Below are 17,614 nucleotides of genomic sequence, written 5' to 3'. Positions count from 1 at the left end.
GCTATAATATAACTTTGATTTGAGTTTAAATCTAATGATTAATCTTTTGATCGAACCTTTACAATATAGTTTTATGCAGCGATCGCTAACTATAGCGATTTTAGTCGGAATTATTTGTGCCGTTGTCGGAAGCTATTTAATGGTACAACGATTGGCATTATTAGGAGATGCCATTAGTCACTCTGTTTTACCCGGTTTAGCGATCGCTTTTATCCTCAATGCTAATATCTTTGTCGGGGCTTTTATTGCCGGAATTCTCAGTACAATTTGCATGAATATCATTAGAACCTATTCTCGAATTAAAGAAGATGCGGCGATGGGAATAGTATTTTCTGCATTTTTCGCATTAGGAATAACTTTAATTACTTTAGTTCAAAAAGATAATAAAATTGACCTGAATCATTTTCTATTCGGTAATATTCTGGGAGTAACAGGAGACGATGTTAGGGATACATTTATTATTGCTATTATTATCTTAACTGTAGTTGCATTAATCTATAAAGAACTGCTATTTTATACCTTCGATCCCCTCGGTGCAGAAGCCACAGGTTTACCCGTTAACCTGCTTAATTTAGGATTAATGGGATTAATTGCCTTAACCATTGTTGCCAGTTTAAAAGCCGTCGGTGTCATCCTGGTATTATCCCTATTAATTACCCCCGCCGCCACAGCTTATTTATTAGTTGAACGTCTGCATTTAGTTATGATCTTGGGTGTAATTATTGGGGTAATTTCTAGTATTAGCGGAATGTACCTGAGTTATTTTTATAATCTCCCTTCCGGGCCAGCTATTGTATTAGTAACCTCGGGGTTATTTGTCTTAACTTTTTTATTCAGTCCCACCCAAGGATTATTAAGAATAAAACATTAAAAGTTTTAAATACTAATATGAAATCCTTAAATGTATGCTACAAATTATTAATCAGGATCGGGTGGCTAATAACTATTCCCAATTCGTAATTCGTAATTCGTAATTCATAATTCTCTGCCGTAGCATTATTTTTTCGATTTCATATAACATTCCACTCCCTACAAGACTTTAAAAAACGGCTAGGAATATCAATCCTATTTCCCCAATGGAGATGTAAATAAGACCCATGCACATTAGGATAATTTCCCCAACCTTCTAATACGGGGGCGTTAGTTTCTGAGGACAAAAAACGCTGCATTTCATATAAAGGGTGAGAGGGGTTTTCCCTTAATTCAGACCGATGAAACTCATGTCCTGTGATGATTTCTCCCTCCGATAATAAAGGGGTATTTGTTAACACCTTGGCTTGATAATACCCTAATTTTAAGCGTTTTCCCATAACCGCAGTGGTCGGTAATATCCCCAGCATTGACCAAGCATTATTTTCAAAGTCAATAATTTTTTCACACAAATACATTAACCCCCCACATTCGGCATAGGTGGGCATTCCTGATAAAATAGCGGTTTTAAGCGCTTTCAAAACCACCTGATTTTCACTTAATTGTTGGGCAAATACCTCGGGAAAACCTCCCCCAAAATATAATCCTTGAATTTCTTCAGGTAATTGATCATCATTTAACGGACTCCATTCGATTAATTCTGCCCCCAACTGTTGCAAAATCTCTAAATTATCGGCATAATAAAAATTAAATGCAGCATCTTTAGCGATCGCAATTCTAATCGGTTGATGGGTGTTTTCAACCCATGGCGTAGGAGTATAGTCTACTCGATCATTAAAACTTAAAGTATTTTTTAATAAGGGTAATAATTGTTCCCAGTCAAACCAATTTTCCGCTAATTCAGCTAACTCTTGAATGAATAAATCCATTTGGGGGAGTTCATTCGTAGGAATTAACCCTAAATGGCGATCGGGAATCACAATATTTTCCTGTCTTTTAATTGTTCCTATAATCGGAATATTCAGGGGGGCTAAGAAGGCTTTTAATAATTCTAAATGGCGATCGCTGCCGACTTTATTTAAAACCAAACCCTCTAATTTTATATGGGGATTAAAGTTTTTAAAACCCATGGCGATCGCAGCAATAGAACCCGATAATCGACTACAATCTAAGACTAAAATCACAGGTAAATCCAGAATTAAGGCAATTTGGGCTGTTGAAGCGATCGGAACATTTTCTCCATCGGGAATGCCATCAAACAAACCCATCACCCCTTCAATTAAGCCATAGTCCGCAGTCTGAATATGTTGATGATAACAGGTTTTAATATAGGATTCAGAGGTTAAAATTGAATCCAAATTATAACAAGGTTTACCCGTCACATAGTGATGAAACATCGGATCAATATAATCGGGGCCAACCTTAAAGGATTGGATATTAGAATAGTGTTTTTTTAAATAGGATAAAATCCCTAATGTAATTGTTGTTTTACCAACACCACTACGTTCTCCGGCAATAATCAAGGTCATAATCTAACAGTTTGAGTCAATCAAGGATTAAATACCAGGTTTCTGGGTGCGTCTGAGTGTTATAATAACCTTAAACACGATAACTAAAAATATAAAACTATTTTAATCCCTATGTTAACCCAAACTATTTTTAAACCCCCCAGTTTAGATGTGCACCAGATTCTTAGACCTGATGCTATTGCGTAGAATGGGTGTTTTTCATCCTACGCGGCAATTTTAACTTATAATGATTATGCAATTTCACCTGAATAATGAGCAGGACAGTGAGAATTAGGAATTGGACAATAACGACATTCCCATTTATTCGGTGTTGCTTGAGGTAATGTTGAATTACACAACGTTGCAATCACATTTCGTAACTTTTGTTGAAATTCTGCGTTAACTTCTTCTGGAAATATTTCGACAATTCCATCCTGATAAATAATTCGTCCATGGGGAATTTTACCTTGATAGAGAGCTTTAGTTTCGGGTGCAAAGGGAAGGAGAAACATATAGAGTAATACTTGCATCTTGTGAGAATGTTTGCGTCTGCCTGATTTACAATCTTCTACAATCAATTGATTACCTTTCATGGGTCTAAGATCCGGTCTACCTCCGACACAAATCGGAAAGTATTTTCCATGATATTTGAACGAATTTTGCTCCTCAACATACACTTTATAACCTTCTGATTCTAATTGTCTTGCTCTTTCGAGAACCATTTCATCATGTTCTGAGGAATCATAGTTACTCAGTTTTTTATCAACTTGATACTGAGTCATTAACGCTTGTGCATAATGGCACTTTTTATCATCTGTTAGCATTTCAGCTAAACGAGTGACCCAGCTATAATACTTAAATCTTGGTTTCATTGCCTTAGCCTCTATTGATTGATTACCTCTTTAAATTAATCTTTAAATCTGAGTTTGTAAATCGCAAAAAATAGAAGAATATAGAGCTTGATCGAACTGAGTAGAATCAAGTAGAACCGAGTAGAAACCCTCTAGGCAAACCAGAAAATTGCTTATATACTGATGATAGTAATTAAATCAATAAGGCAAATTTAATATGATTTCTAAAGAATATAATGATAACGAGGAGATGTTTCTCAATGCGATCGCTGATCAATGGGGTTTCAAGGATAGATGTAAATTAGTATTCGTTGAACGGTTCCGCAGTAGCAATGATCAGAAAACACATGATGATCTAGCTGATAAATTAAAAGATAAGTTAGAAGGTAGTAAACCTGACGTTAATTATCCTCAAGTTTTAAAAGACTATCTCACCAAAAATATCTTCAGGAAAATGACAGAACAAGGCTGTGATTTTAAGAGTAGAGATAAATCTCTAAGTGCTAAATCTTGGTTACGAGGGACAGTTTATCTACAATGGTTGAAACAACAACTTTGGGATGAACTGAAAACACAAACAACGGCTAAGAATAGAATGGGGCCAGTTTTACCAAGTTTATCAAGCTTGAAACCACGACCTAAAAGTTATCTTGATACTGTACCGCTTCATAGTGATTTTCTTTTCAAAATTAATCTTGATCAACCTGGACACTTAATTTTATTAGAACGAGAACCCTCTGGCGGAATGTACTGTTGGTGTCCATCAGAATATGCTCCTCAGTCGTATTTGGATAAAGGAGAGATAACACTACCTCAATCCTCCGCACCTAACCCTGCTTTTGCTCCAGTTGAAGAAGGAAAAGAACAATTATTAGCAGTAATTAGGGCTTGCTGAAAAAAGGCGAAAAGCCAGAACAGAGGGGAGGTGAAGACAAGAAAAAATGAATCAGGTGCAAGGGATGGGTGTAAAATAACGCAAAAACCTTGCATGAGTCGGTGAAAATGTACCGTAAAGACGAGCAACCAAGGACACCACCCGAAGAGTTCAAACTGCCATTTGAGGGAAAACTCTCAGAAGAGAATCGGTGGGTAATCATGGCCCAATGGATACCGTGGGCAGAATTTGAAGCGGAATACGCAGAATTATTCTCATCTGTTATGGGAGCACCAGCCAAAACATTTAGAATGGCATTGGGAGCCTTAATCATTAAAGAAAAATTAGGGATAAGTGATAGAGAGACAGTAGAACAAATCAAAGAAAATCCCTACTTGCAGTATTTTATTGGGTTGTCCGATGCAATATATTAAACGAAACTTAGGACATATAGACCAAATAATCGCCAATAGAGGGAGGCTGGATGAATTGAATGACAGACAATATAAGAGTTTATTAGTGGTATCAGAAGTTTATCGTCAACAGCAATGGATGTATGATCATAACAAACAAAGTATTTCCGACAGAATCGTAAGTTTAAGCCAACCCCATATTCGTCCAATTGTCCGAGGAAAAGCCGGAACGTCAGTAGAATTTGGAGCCAAATTGTCTGCTAGTTGTCTGGATGAATATGTATTTCTTGACCGGATTAGTTGGGATAATTTTAACGAATCATGTGATTTAAAAGCACAAATAGAGGCTTTTAAAGAATATACGGGACATTATCCTGAGTCAGTCCATGTAGATAAAATTTACCGAACTAGAGACAACCGAGCTTGGTGTAAAGAAAAGGGGATTAGAATGAGTGGCCCCCCGTTAGGTAGACCTCCAGTAAATATTAGTAAAGCTACTAAGAAGCAGGCGTCAGAAGATGAAAAGATTCGGAATTCTATTGAAGGCAAATTTGGCCAAGGAAAAAGAAGATTTAGCCTGAATCGGATTATGAATAAACTAGCTCATACTTCCGAAACGGCAATTGCTATTACTTTTTTAGTCATGAATCTCTCTGTGATTCTTAGACAGATTTTGGGGTCAATTTTTTTATTCCATTACTTTTTTCAAGTCATTGATTATGACAAGTTATCTCTTAACTCATTACCTCGAAAAAAACTTATCTGACCTTCTGACTTCATTAGCTAGTTAATCATTCGTTTCCTTTTCTGTTACTTTTTCAGCAAGCCNTGTAACCCTAACATTTGAAATGTGGGCATCTGATGCAGATAAATTAGAGTTAGTAAGATTTGTTCATCGACAGATAATTTCTGGTGACGACCCCCACCTGCTTTAATCAACCTGATCTTAGCTTTTTCTTGTTCCTGTCGTTTTTCTTGTTCTAATAACTCCGCGGCTTGAATTAGTTCTATCAACTGTTCATATTCCATCCCTAATAGCCTTTTTGTTTGCTGGGGATTCTTGTCCAGATAGCCTCTTAATTTAGTCATCTCTCCTTGGGGTAAAATCTAATTTTACCATCAAGTATCCCTCCCCATTTTTATTTCGGAGATGTCTAATAGATGATATTAAAAATTCTCCTAATTTTCAACCCTTAGCCAATCCCTATTTTTGGGCGGCTTGGGTTTGTCAAGGAAACACAAATCCATTCCCACCAGGGATATTATAGCCGAATATAAATTATATTTGAAAGATCATGGTTTTAGGGCGGTTTTTTCTGTTATAGCTACTGTTGTTTCAGAAATTAACAAAATAGCGATCGCTTATATTTTAATGCCCGAATCACCCTAAGATGAATAACCATGAATCAATCTAGGAAAAAATAGCACTCAATACTTGTAAAAGTAGCGTAAAAATAGCAATACCGATAATAGCAATAAATATAATTAATAATAACAATCCCCCCAATAATAGAAAAATAAACCAAGAATCTGCTTTTTTTCCATCTTCTGGAGAATTAACGTAATCTTCTAAAATTTCTACGTTTTTAACATTAGCTTTCCAAGCGACATCAAAAATATCTCCAAACACCGGGACAGTTCCCGTAATAGTTTCTAGGGCAATATTGGAGACCATTGTAATTAACCGTTCTTGAGGTAAACCCAACTTAAACGCCTCAAATACAATATAAATCGATAACACTCCTCCTAATATATCGCCGCCCCCAGGAATTAATCCCAAAATTGGATCAATTCCAAACCCAATTGATGTACCAGGAACTCGAATAGCATTATCTAAAAGAGTGCTCAGACTTCGCATTCTGCGGACAATAACAATTCTTTCGAGATTAGAATTTGAGGGTTTTATAGATTTCATTTTGTTTGCATTTAATAATAAAAATTCCCCCCGGCTTAAAATAAAGGAGGGAGGAATAATCGTGCTAAATCACAACAACTAAGATGGTGCTAAAGCACAACAACGAAATTATTTAGATTCGGTGAAGTCAGCATCAATCACATCATCACCGCCACCTGGAGGGGTAGAACCGCCAGCACTAGGGCCACCGTCTTCAGGGGGAACACCGCCACCCGCTTGTTGATAGAGATTAGAACCCACCGCAAATAACGCTTGTTGTAAATCCGTAGTTAAGGTTTTAATCTTATCATCATCATCCTGGGCGATCGCTTCCCGCAGTTCCTTCACCATCCCTTCAATCTTGGTTTTATCAGCTTCAGGAACCTTATCACCTAACTCATTAAGCTGTTTTTCCGCTTGATAAGAAAGGGTATCGGCTTGGTTTTTCCGTTCAATGCGCTCCCGACGTTCTTTGTCGGTGGCGGCATTTTGTTCGGCTTCCCGTACCATCCGTTGTACTTCGTCATCGGGGAGGGTAGACGCGCCTGTGATGCTGATGGACTGTTCTTTTCCAGTCCCCTTATCCTTCGCGGTCACGTTCAAAATCCCGTTGGCGTCGATATCAAAAATCACTTCAATTTGAGGAACACCCCGGGGCGAGGGAGGAATACCATCGAGGCGGAAAGTTCCCAAACTCTTGTTATCGTTCGACATTTCCCGTTCTCCTTGGAGAACATGGATTTCTACGTTAGTTTGACCATCAACCGCCGTTGAGAACACTTCCGATTTCTTGGTAGGAATAGTCGTGTTACGCGGAATAATTTTAGTCATCACCCCACCGAGGGTTTCCACACCCAAGGACAACGGCGTAACGTCTAACAGCAGAATGTCTTTGACTTCGCCCGATAACACCCCAGCTTGAATCGCAGCCCCTAAAGCCACCACTTCATCGGGGTTAACGGTTTGGTTAGGTTCTTTACCCAGGGCGTCCCGAACTAATTTTTGAATCGCCGGAATTCGGGTCGAACCGCCCACTAACACCACTTCATCAATATCAGACTTTTTGAGTTTAGAATCAGTGATGGCTTTTTCTACGGGCGTCAGACACCGATCAATTAAATCAGAACACAATTGTTCAAATTTTGCCCGGGTTAAGGTCATATCCAGATGTTTCGGGCCATCTTGGGTCGCCGTGATAAAAGGCAGGTTAATCTCAGTTTGGGTAACGCTGGACAGTTCTTGTTTAGCTTTCTCCGAGGCTTCGGTTAACCGTTGCAGGGCTTGTTTATCTTTGCGAAGATCAACTCCTTCATTTCTCTGGAATTCTTCTGCTAGGTAGTCAACGATTTTCTTATCAAAATCATCTCCTCCCAGGTGAGTATCTCCAGAGGTTGATAACACTTCAAATACCCCGTCCCCGACTTCTAAAATCGAGACGTCAAAAGTACCGCCCCCTAGGTCAAAAACTAAAATAGTTTCGTTACTTTTTTGTTCCAAACCATAGGCCAAGGAAGCCGCGGTAGGTTCGTTAATAATCCGTTTAACTTCAATTCCAGCAATTCTACCCGCGTCTTTAGTTGCTTGACGTTGGGAGTCGTTAAAATAAGCAGGAACGGTGATAACAGCTTCTTTAACGGTTTCGCCTAAATATTTACTGGCATCATCAACCAGTTTTCTCAACACTTTGGCGGATATTTCTTCCGGGGCAAATTGTTTATTGCGGGCGGGGGAATCTAATTTAACATTACCACTGCTATCGCGCAGCACCTTATAAGAAACTTCTTTAGATTCGTTGTTAACTTCTTCTGATTTGCGTCCGATAAACCGTTTAACCGAATAAAAGGTATTTTCGGGGTTCATCACCGACTGACGTTTGGCAATTTGACCCACCAGTTCGTCACCATTTTTAGCGAAAGCTACAACCGAAGGTGTGGTGCGTAACCCTTCCGCATTAGCGATAACGGTGGGTTTCCCCCCTTCCATCACGGCGACGCAAGAGTTAGTGGTTCCTAAGTCAATGCCTACTACTTTTCCCATATTCTTTAATTGTTCTCCAATTTACTACAAAAAAGTTAGATTCTGTTTGAGGTTAGTCGTTTTAATTCGACTTCTGGACTCGGCGAGTCCAATTTCCATACAGTTTTTAAGATACGATTGCTTATCTCTATACTGGGGGCGGTTTGTCCATTCCTTGAAGGCGTGTTTACCGAACCTATTTGGGACGGTTTGACTTCAACTTTGGACAGTTGCCCTTTGTTGTTCACATCTACTACTGTAGGAACTGCGATCGGTTTTGGTATTGTGGCAAACCGTATATTTTAGGTTGTAGTTTCCGATAAATTGTAGTAAGCCCTTTAGGGCTGAGTCCTGAAGGACTCACTACGAGGATGGAAAAAGCGATCGCTAAAATCCTAATAAAATAATAGGTAATATTTTCAGTCAATTAATATGGCATAATAACCATAGCTATCAATTTGAGAAAATATGGCTTGGCAACCCGGTACAAAACTTTATGGCGATCGCTATACTATCATCAAAAAACTAGGGGAAGGCGGTTTTGGTATTACCTTTTTAGCGCGAAACCGCAAAGGGGAAGATATTAGACATCTCCGAAATAAAAATGGGGAGGGATACTTGATGGTAAAATTAGATTTTACCCCAAGGAGAGATGACTAAATTAAGAGGCTATCTGGACAAGAATCCCCAGCAAACAAAAAGGCTATTGTCGATGAACAAATCTTACTAACTCTAATTTATCTGCATCAGATGCCCACATTTCAAATGTTAGGGTTACAGTTTGAAGTGAGTGAATCAACAGCGAATGATATTTTCCATAACTGGATAAAAATCTTCAGAGAATTACTGCCAGCCAGTTTAGTTGAGCAAGTAAAAAAAAACGAGAGTGATTGGGAGTGGGTAGAAGAAATTCTGCTGGAATTTGAGTTAATAGTAGATAGCTATGAACAGCCCATGCAAAGACCAATAGACAACGAAGAGCAGAAAAAATATTACTCAGGAAAGAAAAAAACACATACGTTTAAAAATCAAGTCATTGTCATGCCGAGCGGGAAAGAAATAGTGGATGTAGCTGTGGGTTATACCGGAGCAACAAGCGATCTGAAATTGTGGAGAGAAAGAAGGGAGGAATTGGGGAATCATCAAAAATACAGGGGGGATAAAGCTTATGTAGGGGAAACAGCAATTAATACACCACATAAGAAACCGAGGAATCAAGAAATATCCCTTGAACATCGAGAAGAAAATCGGTTAAAAGCCAAACAAAGGATTGTAGTCGAACATTTAATAAGACTGATAAAAATTTATCGAGTTGCTTCCGAAAGATTTCGGTTAAAGAGCCAAAATTATGAAGCAGTAATCTTGACAGTATGTGGACTAATAAGATGGCGAATAGGAGCGATTGTATTATCATCTAAGAATTGCCCAGAATACTTTTGAAAAATGATTGAATATCAGAAATAAAATTCATTAATTATTATTAATGTAACTGAAAAAGCCTATGAATCCGTTACTTTAGGAGAACCCGGCACAGGAGTGCTAGAGGCTCAAAAAGTAGCGATAGAGGGCGTTTGAGGATTTTCGGAGATGTCTAATGGAATATATTGCCGGACAGAACTTTTGGGAGTTAGTCAGGGGAAAAGGTGCGCTTCCAGAAGCGGAAGCAGTACATTATATCCCTCTTTTGTCACTCTCCGAATTAAGCTAGTAGTAAATCAACTAATTTATCCAGAAGAATAAAAGGGTTTAAATTCATTCATTATACCAATGAGTTGATTGAATCCCAGCAACAAATCGGAGTTAGGAAAAATATCTAACCAGGGATAAATCAATCCCCATAGTAACAGCAGGGGGTTTTCATTTTCCCAAATGCGATCGCTATCTTCAAAAAAAATTATCAATTTTTCCGATCAAATTCTCTCTAATTTTCATCAGATAAGTGGGAAATATTAAGAATGAACAATTTTCATATTTATTAACAGCAAAAGATAGCCATTGTCTTGATTAATAAGACTTTATGACTATTTATTATTAAATATTTTGAATGTTTTTTTAGAAAAATAGTTTTAAAAACTTAATTAATTCAGGCGATCGCTAAAATCTTTTCCCAATTATTTCCCAACCATGACTGTCCCTCTTTTATTGAGCTAAAACCCAAACTTCTGTATATATTCAAAATTAATGTTACTAATAACGAGAATTTTCCGGCTACGTCTATGCCTTTTATTCTTGATTTATCTTCATTAAAATTCACATCTTTGACCCAATGTACTTGATTTTCAATTAACCAATGTGCTTTAATTTTTTCTGCAAATGTTTTCGCACTTAATTTCTGACTACTAATATAATATAAAGTCTCATTATATTCTTGATCACCCCGAAAACCCGTTCTTTCTACCTGAATAAAACTTTGAAGATGAGGATAATTTTTATGGTTGACATTTTGGCTATCAAATACTGATACTTTTCTGCTAATATTTCGCCCATGACTGACATCTTTTTCTTCATATACCGTTAAAGGTTTTTCGATTTCTGCTAAAATCTTGATCCGATTGTGCAATTTAATTTGATTCCCTTTTACCGTAATTAAATAATTATTTTTGCTCTCAATTATTGCCTGAGTTGTTTCCTTACTACAATGGAGAGCATCGAGGGTAAATACTTTATTTAATAACCCGCATTTTTCTATCATAGACAGAACTTTAGCGTTTTCAGAACTTTGTTTACTTTCAAAACTTTCCGATTTAATTACTAACTTTGTTTCTTGACTAAACCAAGATACCATAATTAACATATTTTGTTTCTGATTTTCATAGTTAGTCAGGGTGTTTTTTAAAGATTTTCCATCGATCGCAATCCAATCAACGCCTTCTTGTTGCCAATAATATTCCTGGACTATTGACTGAAAAACCAACTGAATTTCTATTGAATTTATTCCGAGCATTACTCGTCTTATGGTACTATAAGACGGCAATTTTTTAGTGTTAGTTTCTAATAATTTAATTAGCTTATTTTCTTCATTTTTTCTAAAATTATCTATTTGCTTATAAGTAACATTGCCAGTTAGCAGTGCTAAAACAATGATAGTCAACACTACCCATAATTCATGTCTTTTACCACGATTTTTCCGAAAATCCTTGACTAACTTCAGTTGTTCGATTATACTGTTTAACATAGTTTTTTAAAATCAAATAAAAGTGATCTTTCTTTGATTTTACCAAAAAAAGATCACTTTTATTTTCTTTTTTACCCCCGACAATGAAAACACCCTGCTCTTGCTGGCCAGGATTCTTAGCCCTTTGTCCTTTAGCCCTTTAGTGGGGCGGGTTTATAAAGATTATTGGTGGGATTTGTCAGATTTTGTTGAACCCGCCCCTACGGGTTTGATTGATTAAAGCACCAGGAACATTAAACAGTATTATTAAACAAGCTCAAATTAATCTTTAAAATTTTAGGAGAAATTAACCCATGAAACGTTATGCAATTGTTATTGAAAAAGCGGCTATGAACTATTCTGCTTATGTTCCAGATTTGCCTGGATGTGTGGCGACAGGTTACACCCTAGAAGAAATCGAAACCGAAATTAGAGAAGCGATTATTTTTCATCTGGAAGGGTTAGAAATCGAAGGTTTACCGATTCCTGAACCTGTGGCTATATCCGAATATGTTGAAGTTTAATCATAAATTATTAGATAGATTAGTTTGGATGTAAGGCCGGGTTTAGAAAGATTATTTGTGGGATTTGTTAGATTTTGTTGAACCCGCCTCTACAGGTTTTATAATTAGATTTCATATAATCTTAGGAAATTGGATTTTTTTCGGTTATTGCGATCGCTTGTAGTGAGGCGTTCACGCCTCAGAGTCCTAAAGGACTCACTACAATATCAATTAAATATTTTGCCATTTTCTCGCATCTACAAATAAAGATAAATGCTTTGTGTTAGTTGTTGCAACAATCACCTCATGTCCATAATTAGTAACTAAAATAGCTTGAGATGCTAAAATAAAATCACCATCTAACGCCTTATTATCGGCTGTTGGTTTACCTTTGTTCCTCGTTTGAGCCCATAACTCGGCTGCTTTTAACATTACCTCTGTAGTAATAGGAAGATAAATAATTTCCGACTTTAATTGATCTAATTTTCTAATTCCTGATAGTTGATTAGCTCGTAATAATTCTCGTCTAATTTCATAATCTATTATTTCTGGTAAAACGACTTCGTAGCCTCTTGCAAAAAGACTAAAAAACCATTGTTGACATTGCAACGCTAAAGGGGAAGCTTTCGGATTCGTAATTAAGCCCACAGGGGAAGAATCTAATAAAATAACTTGACTCATTAAATCGAAATATCCTCAAGAGATTCAATAATTTTTAAGGTTTCTTTCTGCTCATTTGTATCATCTAATTCAGACCAAAATTGAAACAATTGTTTAATTCTTTCCGGTTTTTCTTGATTTTGCTCACGATGATTAATTTGATTAATAGCATTATCCCAAGCAGTTATTGATGTTTGTCTTGTCATTATACTTTGACGAAAAAAACGCACAAATTTCAATAACTCTGGTATGTATTCCTCTGGAGTTTGTTCAATTTCTGATAGTAAATCAAGACGTTGCTTTGTTGCTGTTATTTGAGAATTATTCATAATTATTCACCTTTATGATCAAATTTAGGTCAGGTGAGCTTAACAAGACTTACCACACTATTATACTATAGCAATCCTAGTAGTGAGGCGTTCACGTCTCAGAGTCCTAAAGGACTCACTACAATAGCAGAGTCCTAAAGGACTCACTACAAATTAGGGGGGAGTTCGGGACTGACCATTAGAGTTAATACTTCGTCCCCAATGCCTTTTAATTTATGGAATTCTTGGCTGATAATTTCCTGGGGAGGGAGATAGTTAGCCACTTCCGTAGAGACTAAAATACTATTGGGATGGGCAACTTCCTGTAACCGAGCGGCCATATTCACCGCCGGGCCAATGGCGGTATAATCGGAACGTTCCTGAGATCCGAACATCCCAACAACGGCCGTCCCAATATGAATGCCGCACCGGAAACGCACGGGGACAACGCCATTTTCTCCGACAATGCCCTGCTCTCGCCAGTGTTGATTTAATTTATCGAGCGATCGCAACATTTGCCGCGCCGAGTTTACCGCCTGTTCCACCTGTTTTTGGGCCGATAACTCCTCTGGGGCGCCATATAAAGCCATCACCGCATCCCCGACAAACTTATCTACTGTGCCCCCATTCGCAAAAATTACCCGGGTCATCTCCGCTAAATACTCATTTAACACCACGGCAATCCCCTGGGATTGTAATTGATTGGACATCTGGGTAAATCCGACAATATCACTAAATAAAATTGTGACTAACCGAGGTTCGGGACTTAGATCCAAGGATAATTCCCCCGTCGCAGCTTTTTTAACCATGGTTTCGGGTAAAAATCGCTTCAATACCGACTCTGTTAAATATCGATTTAATTCAGATATACGTCTCTCATTCTCTTTTAAAGATTGTAAATTTCTAACTTCTGCTAACAATTCCCGATCATTAAAGGGTTTTGATAAATAGGCATCGGCCCCCCGTTCCACCCCTTCTAAACGGGTATCTTCATCAGCTTTAGCAGTTAATAAAATCGTCGGGGTTCCCTTCAACTCCGGGTTATTCCGAATTAACCGAATTAAATCTAACCCCGATACTAAAGGCATCATTAAATCCGTAATAATCACTTCCGGGTGATATTTTAGGGCAATTTCAAACCCTTCCACCCCGTTACAAGCCACGACCACATTATAACCCGATTGACGCATAATTTTAGAGACATAACGGCGTAAATCCGGGTTATCATCTACCACCAAAACCAAATTCGTCAGGGAAACATTTTCAGGTAAATTCATATTCTCCTGACTGCCTTCGTCTGCATCAAAACTATCCCCATCGGTCACATCCACATCAATATCGGCAAACTCCACCGACGCCCGACTTGAATTTAACTCCGCCTGAATTTCTAATATTTGTTCCCCGGGTAAATGGGAGGTTCCCTGTTGTAACCAAACGGTAAAAGTTGTGCCTCTCCCATACACCGATTCCACGGAAATTTGTCCCTTGTGCAGTTCTACTAATTCCTTGACTAAAGCTAACCCTAAACCCGAGCCTTCATAGGAACGATTGGCCGATCCTTCCGCTTGTCGAAACCGTTCAAATAAATAGGGAATTTGTTCCGGTTTAATCCCAATTCCAGTATCTGTCACCTGCAACCGACAATGATTGCCCATGGGTTCCACCCGGAGAGTAATTGTCCCTCCGGCGGGGGTAAACTTCATGGCATTAGACAATAAATTATAGATGATTTTATCAAACCGTTCTAAATCTAAATACAACAACGGACAATGGTTTAAATCCGTTTCTAAATAAATTTCTTTCTTCTGGCAATAGGGTTGAAAAGACTCAACGGTGCTATGACAAAAAGCAATCAAATCACAGGGACGAAAACTGGGCTGCATTCGTCCAGCATCAAATCGTTGTAAATCCAATAATTGATTGACTAACCGTAACAGTCGTCGAGAATTTCTTAAGGCAATTTTGGCTTGTTCTTGGGGTAAATCCTGCTGTTGATTAATTGCCGATTCCAACGGCCCAATCATTAGGGTTAAAGGAGTACGAAACTCATGGGAAATATTCTGGAAAAATTCGGTTTTTACCCGGTCAGCTTCTAAGAGTCTTTCCGCCTGTTGTCGAGTTTTTTGATATAAACGAGCCTGTTGCACCGCTAGAGCCGCTTGTACGGCCACCACTTCCACTAAATTAATTTCCGACTCCTGCCATTTACGAGTCCGATTATTTTGCCGCAAGGAAATACTACCAATAATCTGACCTTCGGACTGCAAAGGCACTAACATTAGGGCCTTAGAAGCAGAACGCAGGGGTAATTCAGCAATCTTGCATTCCGGTTGCAGATCTAAGTCCTCAATAATAACGGGTTGGCGGGTGCGTAAAAGTTTTTGTAAGACTGGATTTTCTCGAATTGGAACGGCCGACTGAGGTAGGGTTTCTAGGGACGGCTTGGGGGTGGGAGTAGTTGCTTCCGATGACCATTCATCACTGACCATCGAAGCCTGTCGAGTCCCATCATATAACCCCACACATTGAACATATTCATCATCCCTTGTCCAGAGGGATAGGGCGCAGCCATCCACCTGTAGGGCTTCTCCCAATTGTTGGGTAATGGCGGCAAAAATCGTGCGCGGATCGAGACTCGAACGAATAGCGGAGGTAATGGTATTAACTAGGGCTTCCCGTTTGGCTAATTCCCGCACCTGTTCATAGGCCCGGGCTTGGGAGAGGGCCAAGGCCGCTTGGTCGGAAACCGTAATCACTAATTGTACTTCGTGGTCAAGCCAGATATGGGGTTCTTGGCAGTGATGCAGGGCTAAAACCGCCATTAAGTCGAGTTTGTAGAATAGGGGAACCACTAAACTTGACCGAATTTGAGTTTGATCATAGGCCTGTTGACGTTCCGTGACCGATAAAATCCGTTCATCGGTAGCTGCATCCTGAATCACCTCAACGTCGGTGGTTTCCCAGACTAATAATTGCAGCAGATGCTTGGAAGGTTTTTGACTCTCGGCGGTTCCTATGACCTCTCCCCGTCCAGACTGGTACATAAACCATTCATCCACCATTTGCCGATCTTGAAAGGGTCGTAGCAGGCAATAGCGGGCCTCAAACATTTGGCCAACGGTTTCTACAATCCGTTGCAGCATTTCCCGGTAGTTGGGGGCGGAGCGAATCGTATTGGTAACGGCGTAGAGGAGGGATTCTTGTTGCAGGGCGCGCCGCAGTTCTTCGGTACGGGATTTGAGAACCCCATGGGTTTCTAAGGCCTGTTTAACGATGGCTTTGAGTTCGTCCGCATCCCAAGGTTTGGTGACGTATTTAAAAACTTTACCGGAGTTAATGGCTTCGACTAAATCTTCGACGTCGGTGTAGCCGGTGAGGATAATTCTAATAATATCGGGATATTGGGCTGCGGTTAAACTCAAGAATTCTGTCCCGCTCATTTGCGGCATTCTTTGGTCAGAAATAATCACCGCCACGTCGGTCTCGGACGCTAAAATCTCTAGCGCCTCTGGCCCACCATCTGCTCGCAACACCCGGTATTCCCGATGAAAGGTGCGATACAGCAAATCTAGGTTATCGGGTTCATCATCGACAACCAAGATCGTCGGCTTAGATTTTTTCTGGGAACTCATGCACCGAATCTCCTGCTGCAATGGATGTAGGGGGCTATGATCCGTAGGATCTATAAATTTGGTGTTAACTCGGAGCCCCTATCTAATACGGGTTAAACCACTATCAGGGTATTGATGCACAATATTTATTGTACCTTGATACTTCTGGGCGCGGAATTCCCTTATTCTTTCAGAAAGTATAAAACTGTAACGATGACCCTAAAAAGGGAGATCGGAATTAATATTGCACCATCGATATACTGTGAATCAATTGTTTTCCACTTCGAGATCTAACAGATTCTTCTTGGGTTACGGAAATGGCACGGGTTCAAACAACCTGTCTGGACAGGAAAACCCCCTACCCACGGAGAGTTCTGTGGATTTTTCCAGTTTACAGGTTCGGCCCGCAACTTCTGCGGACTTAACGGGATTAACGGATGTTTTGGCTGAGAGTTTTCATTCCCGGGAAGGACTTTTTGGCTGGATTTATCCAATTTTACGGTTGGGCATTTATGAAGATTCACGCTATCGTTTATTGGCAAATCCTGATCAATATTTGTGTTTAGTGGCGGTGATCTCAGGGGTTAGGTCTGCTAAACCCTCTATTTTAGGAACAATAGAAATCGGTTTGCGATCGCGTTATCCCTGGCAATTATCTTTAACCTCTCGCTATTTGTATATTTCTAATTTAGCAGTCCATCCCCAATATCGCCAGATGGGGATTGCCCAAAAGTTACTCGCCAGTTGTGAACAAACAGCCCACTGTTGGGGATTTTCTAATCTTTATCTTCATGTGTTAGAAAATAATCATCAAGCCCGAGGTCTATATTACAAAATGGGTTATCGATTAATTGAAATTGATTCGGGTTGGGATTCCGCATTACTAGGACAGCCTCGACGTTTATTTTTACAAAAAAAAATAGTTATTAATCCCTAAAGGTATTAGTTTATT

At 39.0% G+C, this 17,614-nt stretch carries 14 protein-coding genes and 1 pseudogene; 7 read left to right on the top strand and 8 right to left on the bottom strand.

Features of this window, described 5'->3' with window-relative positions:
- The first annotated feature begins 34 nt into the window (after positions 1 to 34).
- Positions 35 to 871, top strand: coding sequence for a metal ABC transporter permease (locus PL9631_RS11940; RefSeq protein WP_083620598.1), 837 nt, complete (start codon positions 35 to 37; stop codon positions 869 to 871).
- A 139-nt stretch (positions 872 to 1,010) separates the two neighbouring features.
- Here PL9631_RS11940 and PL9631_RS11935 read toward each other — a convergent pair whose 3' ends face one another.
- Positions 1,011 to 2,399, bottom strand: coding sequence for a cobyrinate a,c-diamide synthase (locus PL9631_RS11935; protein WP_083620597.1), 1,389 nt, complete (start codon positions 2,397 to 2,399; stop codon positions 1,011 to 1,013).
- 230 nt (positions 2,400 to 2,629) lie between these two features.
- The gene (locus tag PL9631_RS11930; protein ID WP_083620595.1) at positions 2,630 to 3,250 is read right to left on the bottom strand and encodes a PD-(D/E)XK nuclease family protein; all 621 of its coding nucleotides are present in this window, start codon (positions 3,248 to 3,250) and stop codon (positions 2,630 to 2,632) included.
- A 196-nt stretch (positions 3,251 to 3,446) separates the two neighbouring features.
- Here PL9631_RS11930 and PL9631_RS11925 point away from each other — a divergent pair, with 196 nt between their 5' ends.
- Together PL9631_RS11925 and PL9631_RS11920 are read left to right on the top strand one after the other, a co-directional pair.
- Complete coding sequence (locus PL9631_RS11925) at positions 3,447 to 4,124, top strand: hypothetical protein (protein WP_083620594.1); 678 nt, start codon at positions 3,447 to 3,449, stop codon at positions 4,122 to 4,124.
- A gap of 107 nt (positions 4,125 to 4,231) precedes the next feature.
- Positions 4,232 to 5,282: pseudogene (locus tag PL9631_RS11920) on the top strand (transposase).
- Between the two features lie 645 nt (positions 5,283 to 5,927).
- On the opposite strand, the gene PL9631_RS11910 reads toward PL9631_RS11920, so the two are convergent.
- Both PL9631_RS11910 and dnaK read right to left on the bottom strand, forming a co-directional pair.
- Positions 5,928 to 6,431 (bottom strand): DUF4112 domain-containing protein, encoded by a 504-nt coding sequence (locus PL9631_RS11910; protein ID WP_083620591.1) that lies wholly within the window; start codon positions 6,429 to 6,431, stop codon positions 5,928 to 5,930.
- Between the two features lie 108 nt (positions 6,432 to 6,539).
- Positions 6,540 to 8,447: a molecular chaperone DnaK gene (dnaK, locus tag PL9631_RS11905; protein WP_083620589.1), complete on the bottom strand. Its 1,908-nt coding sequence runs from the start codon at positions 8,445 to 8,447 to the stop codon at positions 6,540 to 6,542.
- A gap of 447 nt (positions 8,448 to 8,894) precedes the next feature.
- On the opposite strand from dnaK, the gene PL9631_RS11900 reads away from it, so the two are divergent.
- Together PL9631_RS11900 and PL9631_RS11895 are read left to right on the top strand one after the other, a co-directional pair.
- Positions 8,895 to 9,086: a hypothetical protein gene (locus PL9631_RS11900; protein ID WP_083620588.1), complete on the top strand. Its 192-nt coding sequence runs from the start codon at positions 8,895 to 8,897 to the stop codon at positions 9,084 to 9,086.
- The gene (locus tag PL9631_RS11895; protein WP_331281244.1) at positions 9,087 to 9,866 is read left to right on the top strand and encodes a transposase family protein; all 780 of its coding nucleotides are present in this window, start codon (positions 9,087 to 9,089) and stop codon (positions 9,864 to 9,866) included.
- A 643-nt stretch (positions 9,867 to 10,509) separates the two neighbouring features.
- Here the strand turns inward: PL9631_RS11895 and PL9631_RS11885 are convergent.
- Complete coding sequence (locus tag PL9631_RS11885; protein ID WP_083616174.1) at positions 10,510 to 11,601, bottom strand: ISAs1 family transposase; 1,092 nt, start codon at positions 11,599 to 11,601, stop codon at positions 10,510 to 10,512.
- A gap of 293 nt (positions 11,602 to 11,894) precedes the next feature.
- Here PL9631_RS11885 and PL9631_RS11880 point away from each other — a divergent pair, with 293 nt between their 5' ends.
- On the top strand, positions 11,895 to 12,104 hold the full coding sequence (locus PL9631_RS11880) for a type II toxin-antitoxin system HicB family antitoxin (protein WP_083620586.1): 210 nt from the start codon (positions 11,895 to 11,897) through the stop codon (positions 12,102 to 12,104).
- Positions 12,105 to 12,314: 210 nt separating this feature from the next.
- On the opposite strand, the gene PL9631_RS11875 is transcribed toward PL9631_RS11880, so the two are convergent.
- The 3 genes from PL9631_RS11875 to PL9631_RS11865 all read right to left on the bottom strand — a co-directional run bounded on the left by PL9631_RS11875 (position 12,315) and on the right by PL9631_RS11865 (position 16,683).
- Positions 12,315 to 12,764, bottom strand: coding sequence for a type II toxin-antitoxin system VapC family toxin (locus tag PL9631_RS11875; RefSeq protein WP_083620585.1), 450 nt, complete (start codon positions 12,762 to 12,764; stop codon positions 12,315 to 12,317).
- On the bottom strand, positions 12,764 to 13,072 hold the full coding sequence (locus PL9631_RS11870) for a hypothetical protein (RefSeq protein WP_083620583.1): 309 nt from the start codon (positions 13,070 to 13,072) through the stop codon (positions 12,764 to 12,766). The genes PL9631_RS11875 and PL9631_RS11870 overlap by 1 nt, the downstream gene beginning before the upstream one ends.
- A 146-nt stretch (positions 13,073 to 13,218) precedes the next feature.
- Entirely contained in the window at positions 13,219 to 16,683 is a 3,465-nt protein-coding gene (locus PL9631_RS11865; protein WP_083620582.1) for a response regulator, read from the bottom strand.
- 283 nt (positions 16,684 to 16,966) lie between these two features.
- Here PL9631_RS11865 and PL9631_RS11860 point away from each other — a divergent pair, with 283 nt between their 5' ends.
- The gene (locus PL9631_RS11860; RefSeq protein ID WP_231516712.1) at positions 16,967 to 17,599 is read left to right on the top strand and encodes a GNAT family N-acetyltransferase; all 633 of its coding nucleotides are present in this window, start codon (positions 16,967 to 16,969) and stop codon (positions 17,597 to 17,599) included.
- The last annotated feature ends 15 nt before the right edge of the window (positions 17,600 to 17,614 follow it).

The sequence above is a fragment of the Planktothrix paucivesiculata PCC 9631 genome, assembly GCF_900009265.2.
GTDB classification, from domain to species: domain Bacteria; phylum Cyanobacteriota; class Cyanobacteriia; order Cyanobacteriales; family Microcoleaceae; genus Planktothrix; species Planktothrix paucivesiculata.
Note: the sequence above shows the minus strand (reverse complement) of the source record. Positions and strands in the feature narration are given on the sequence as shown.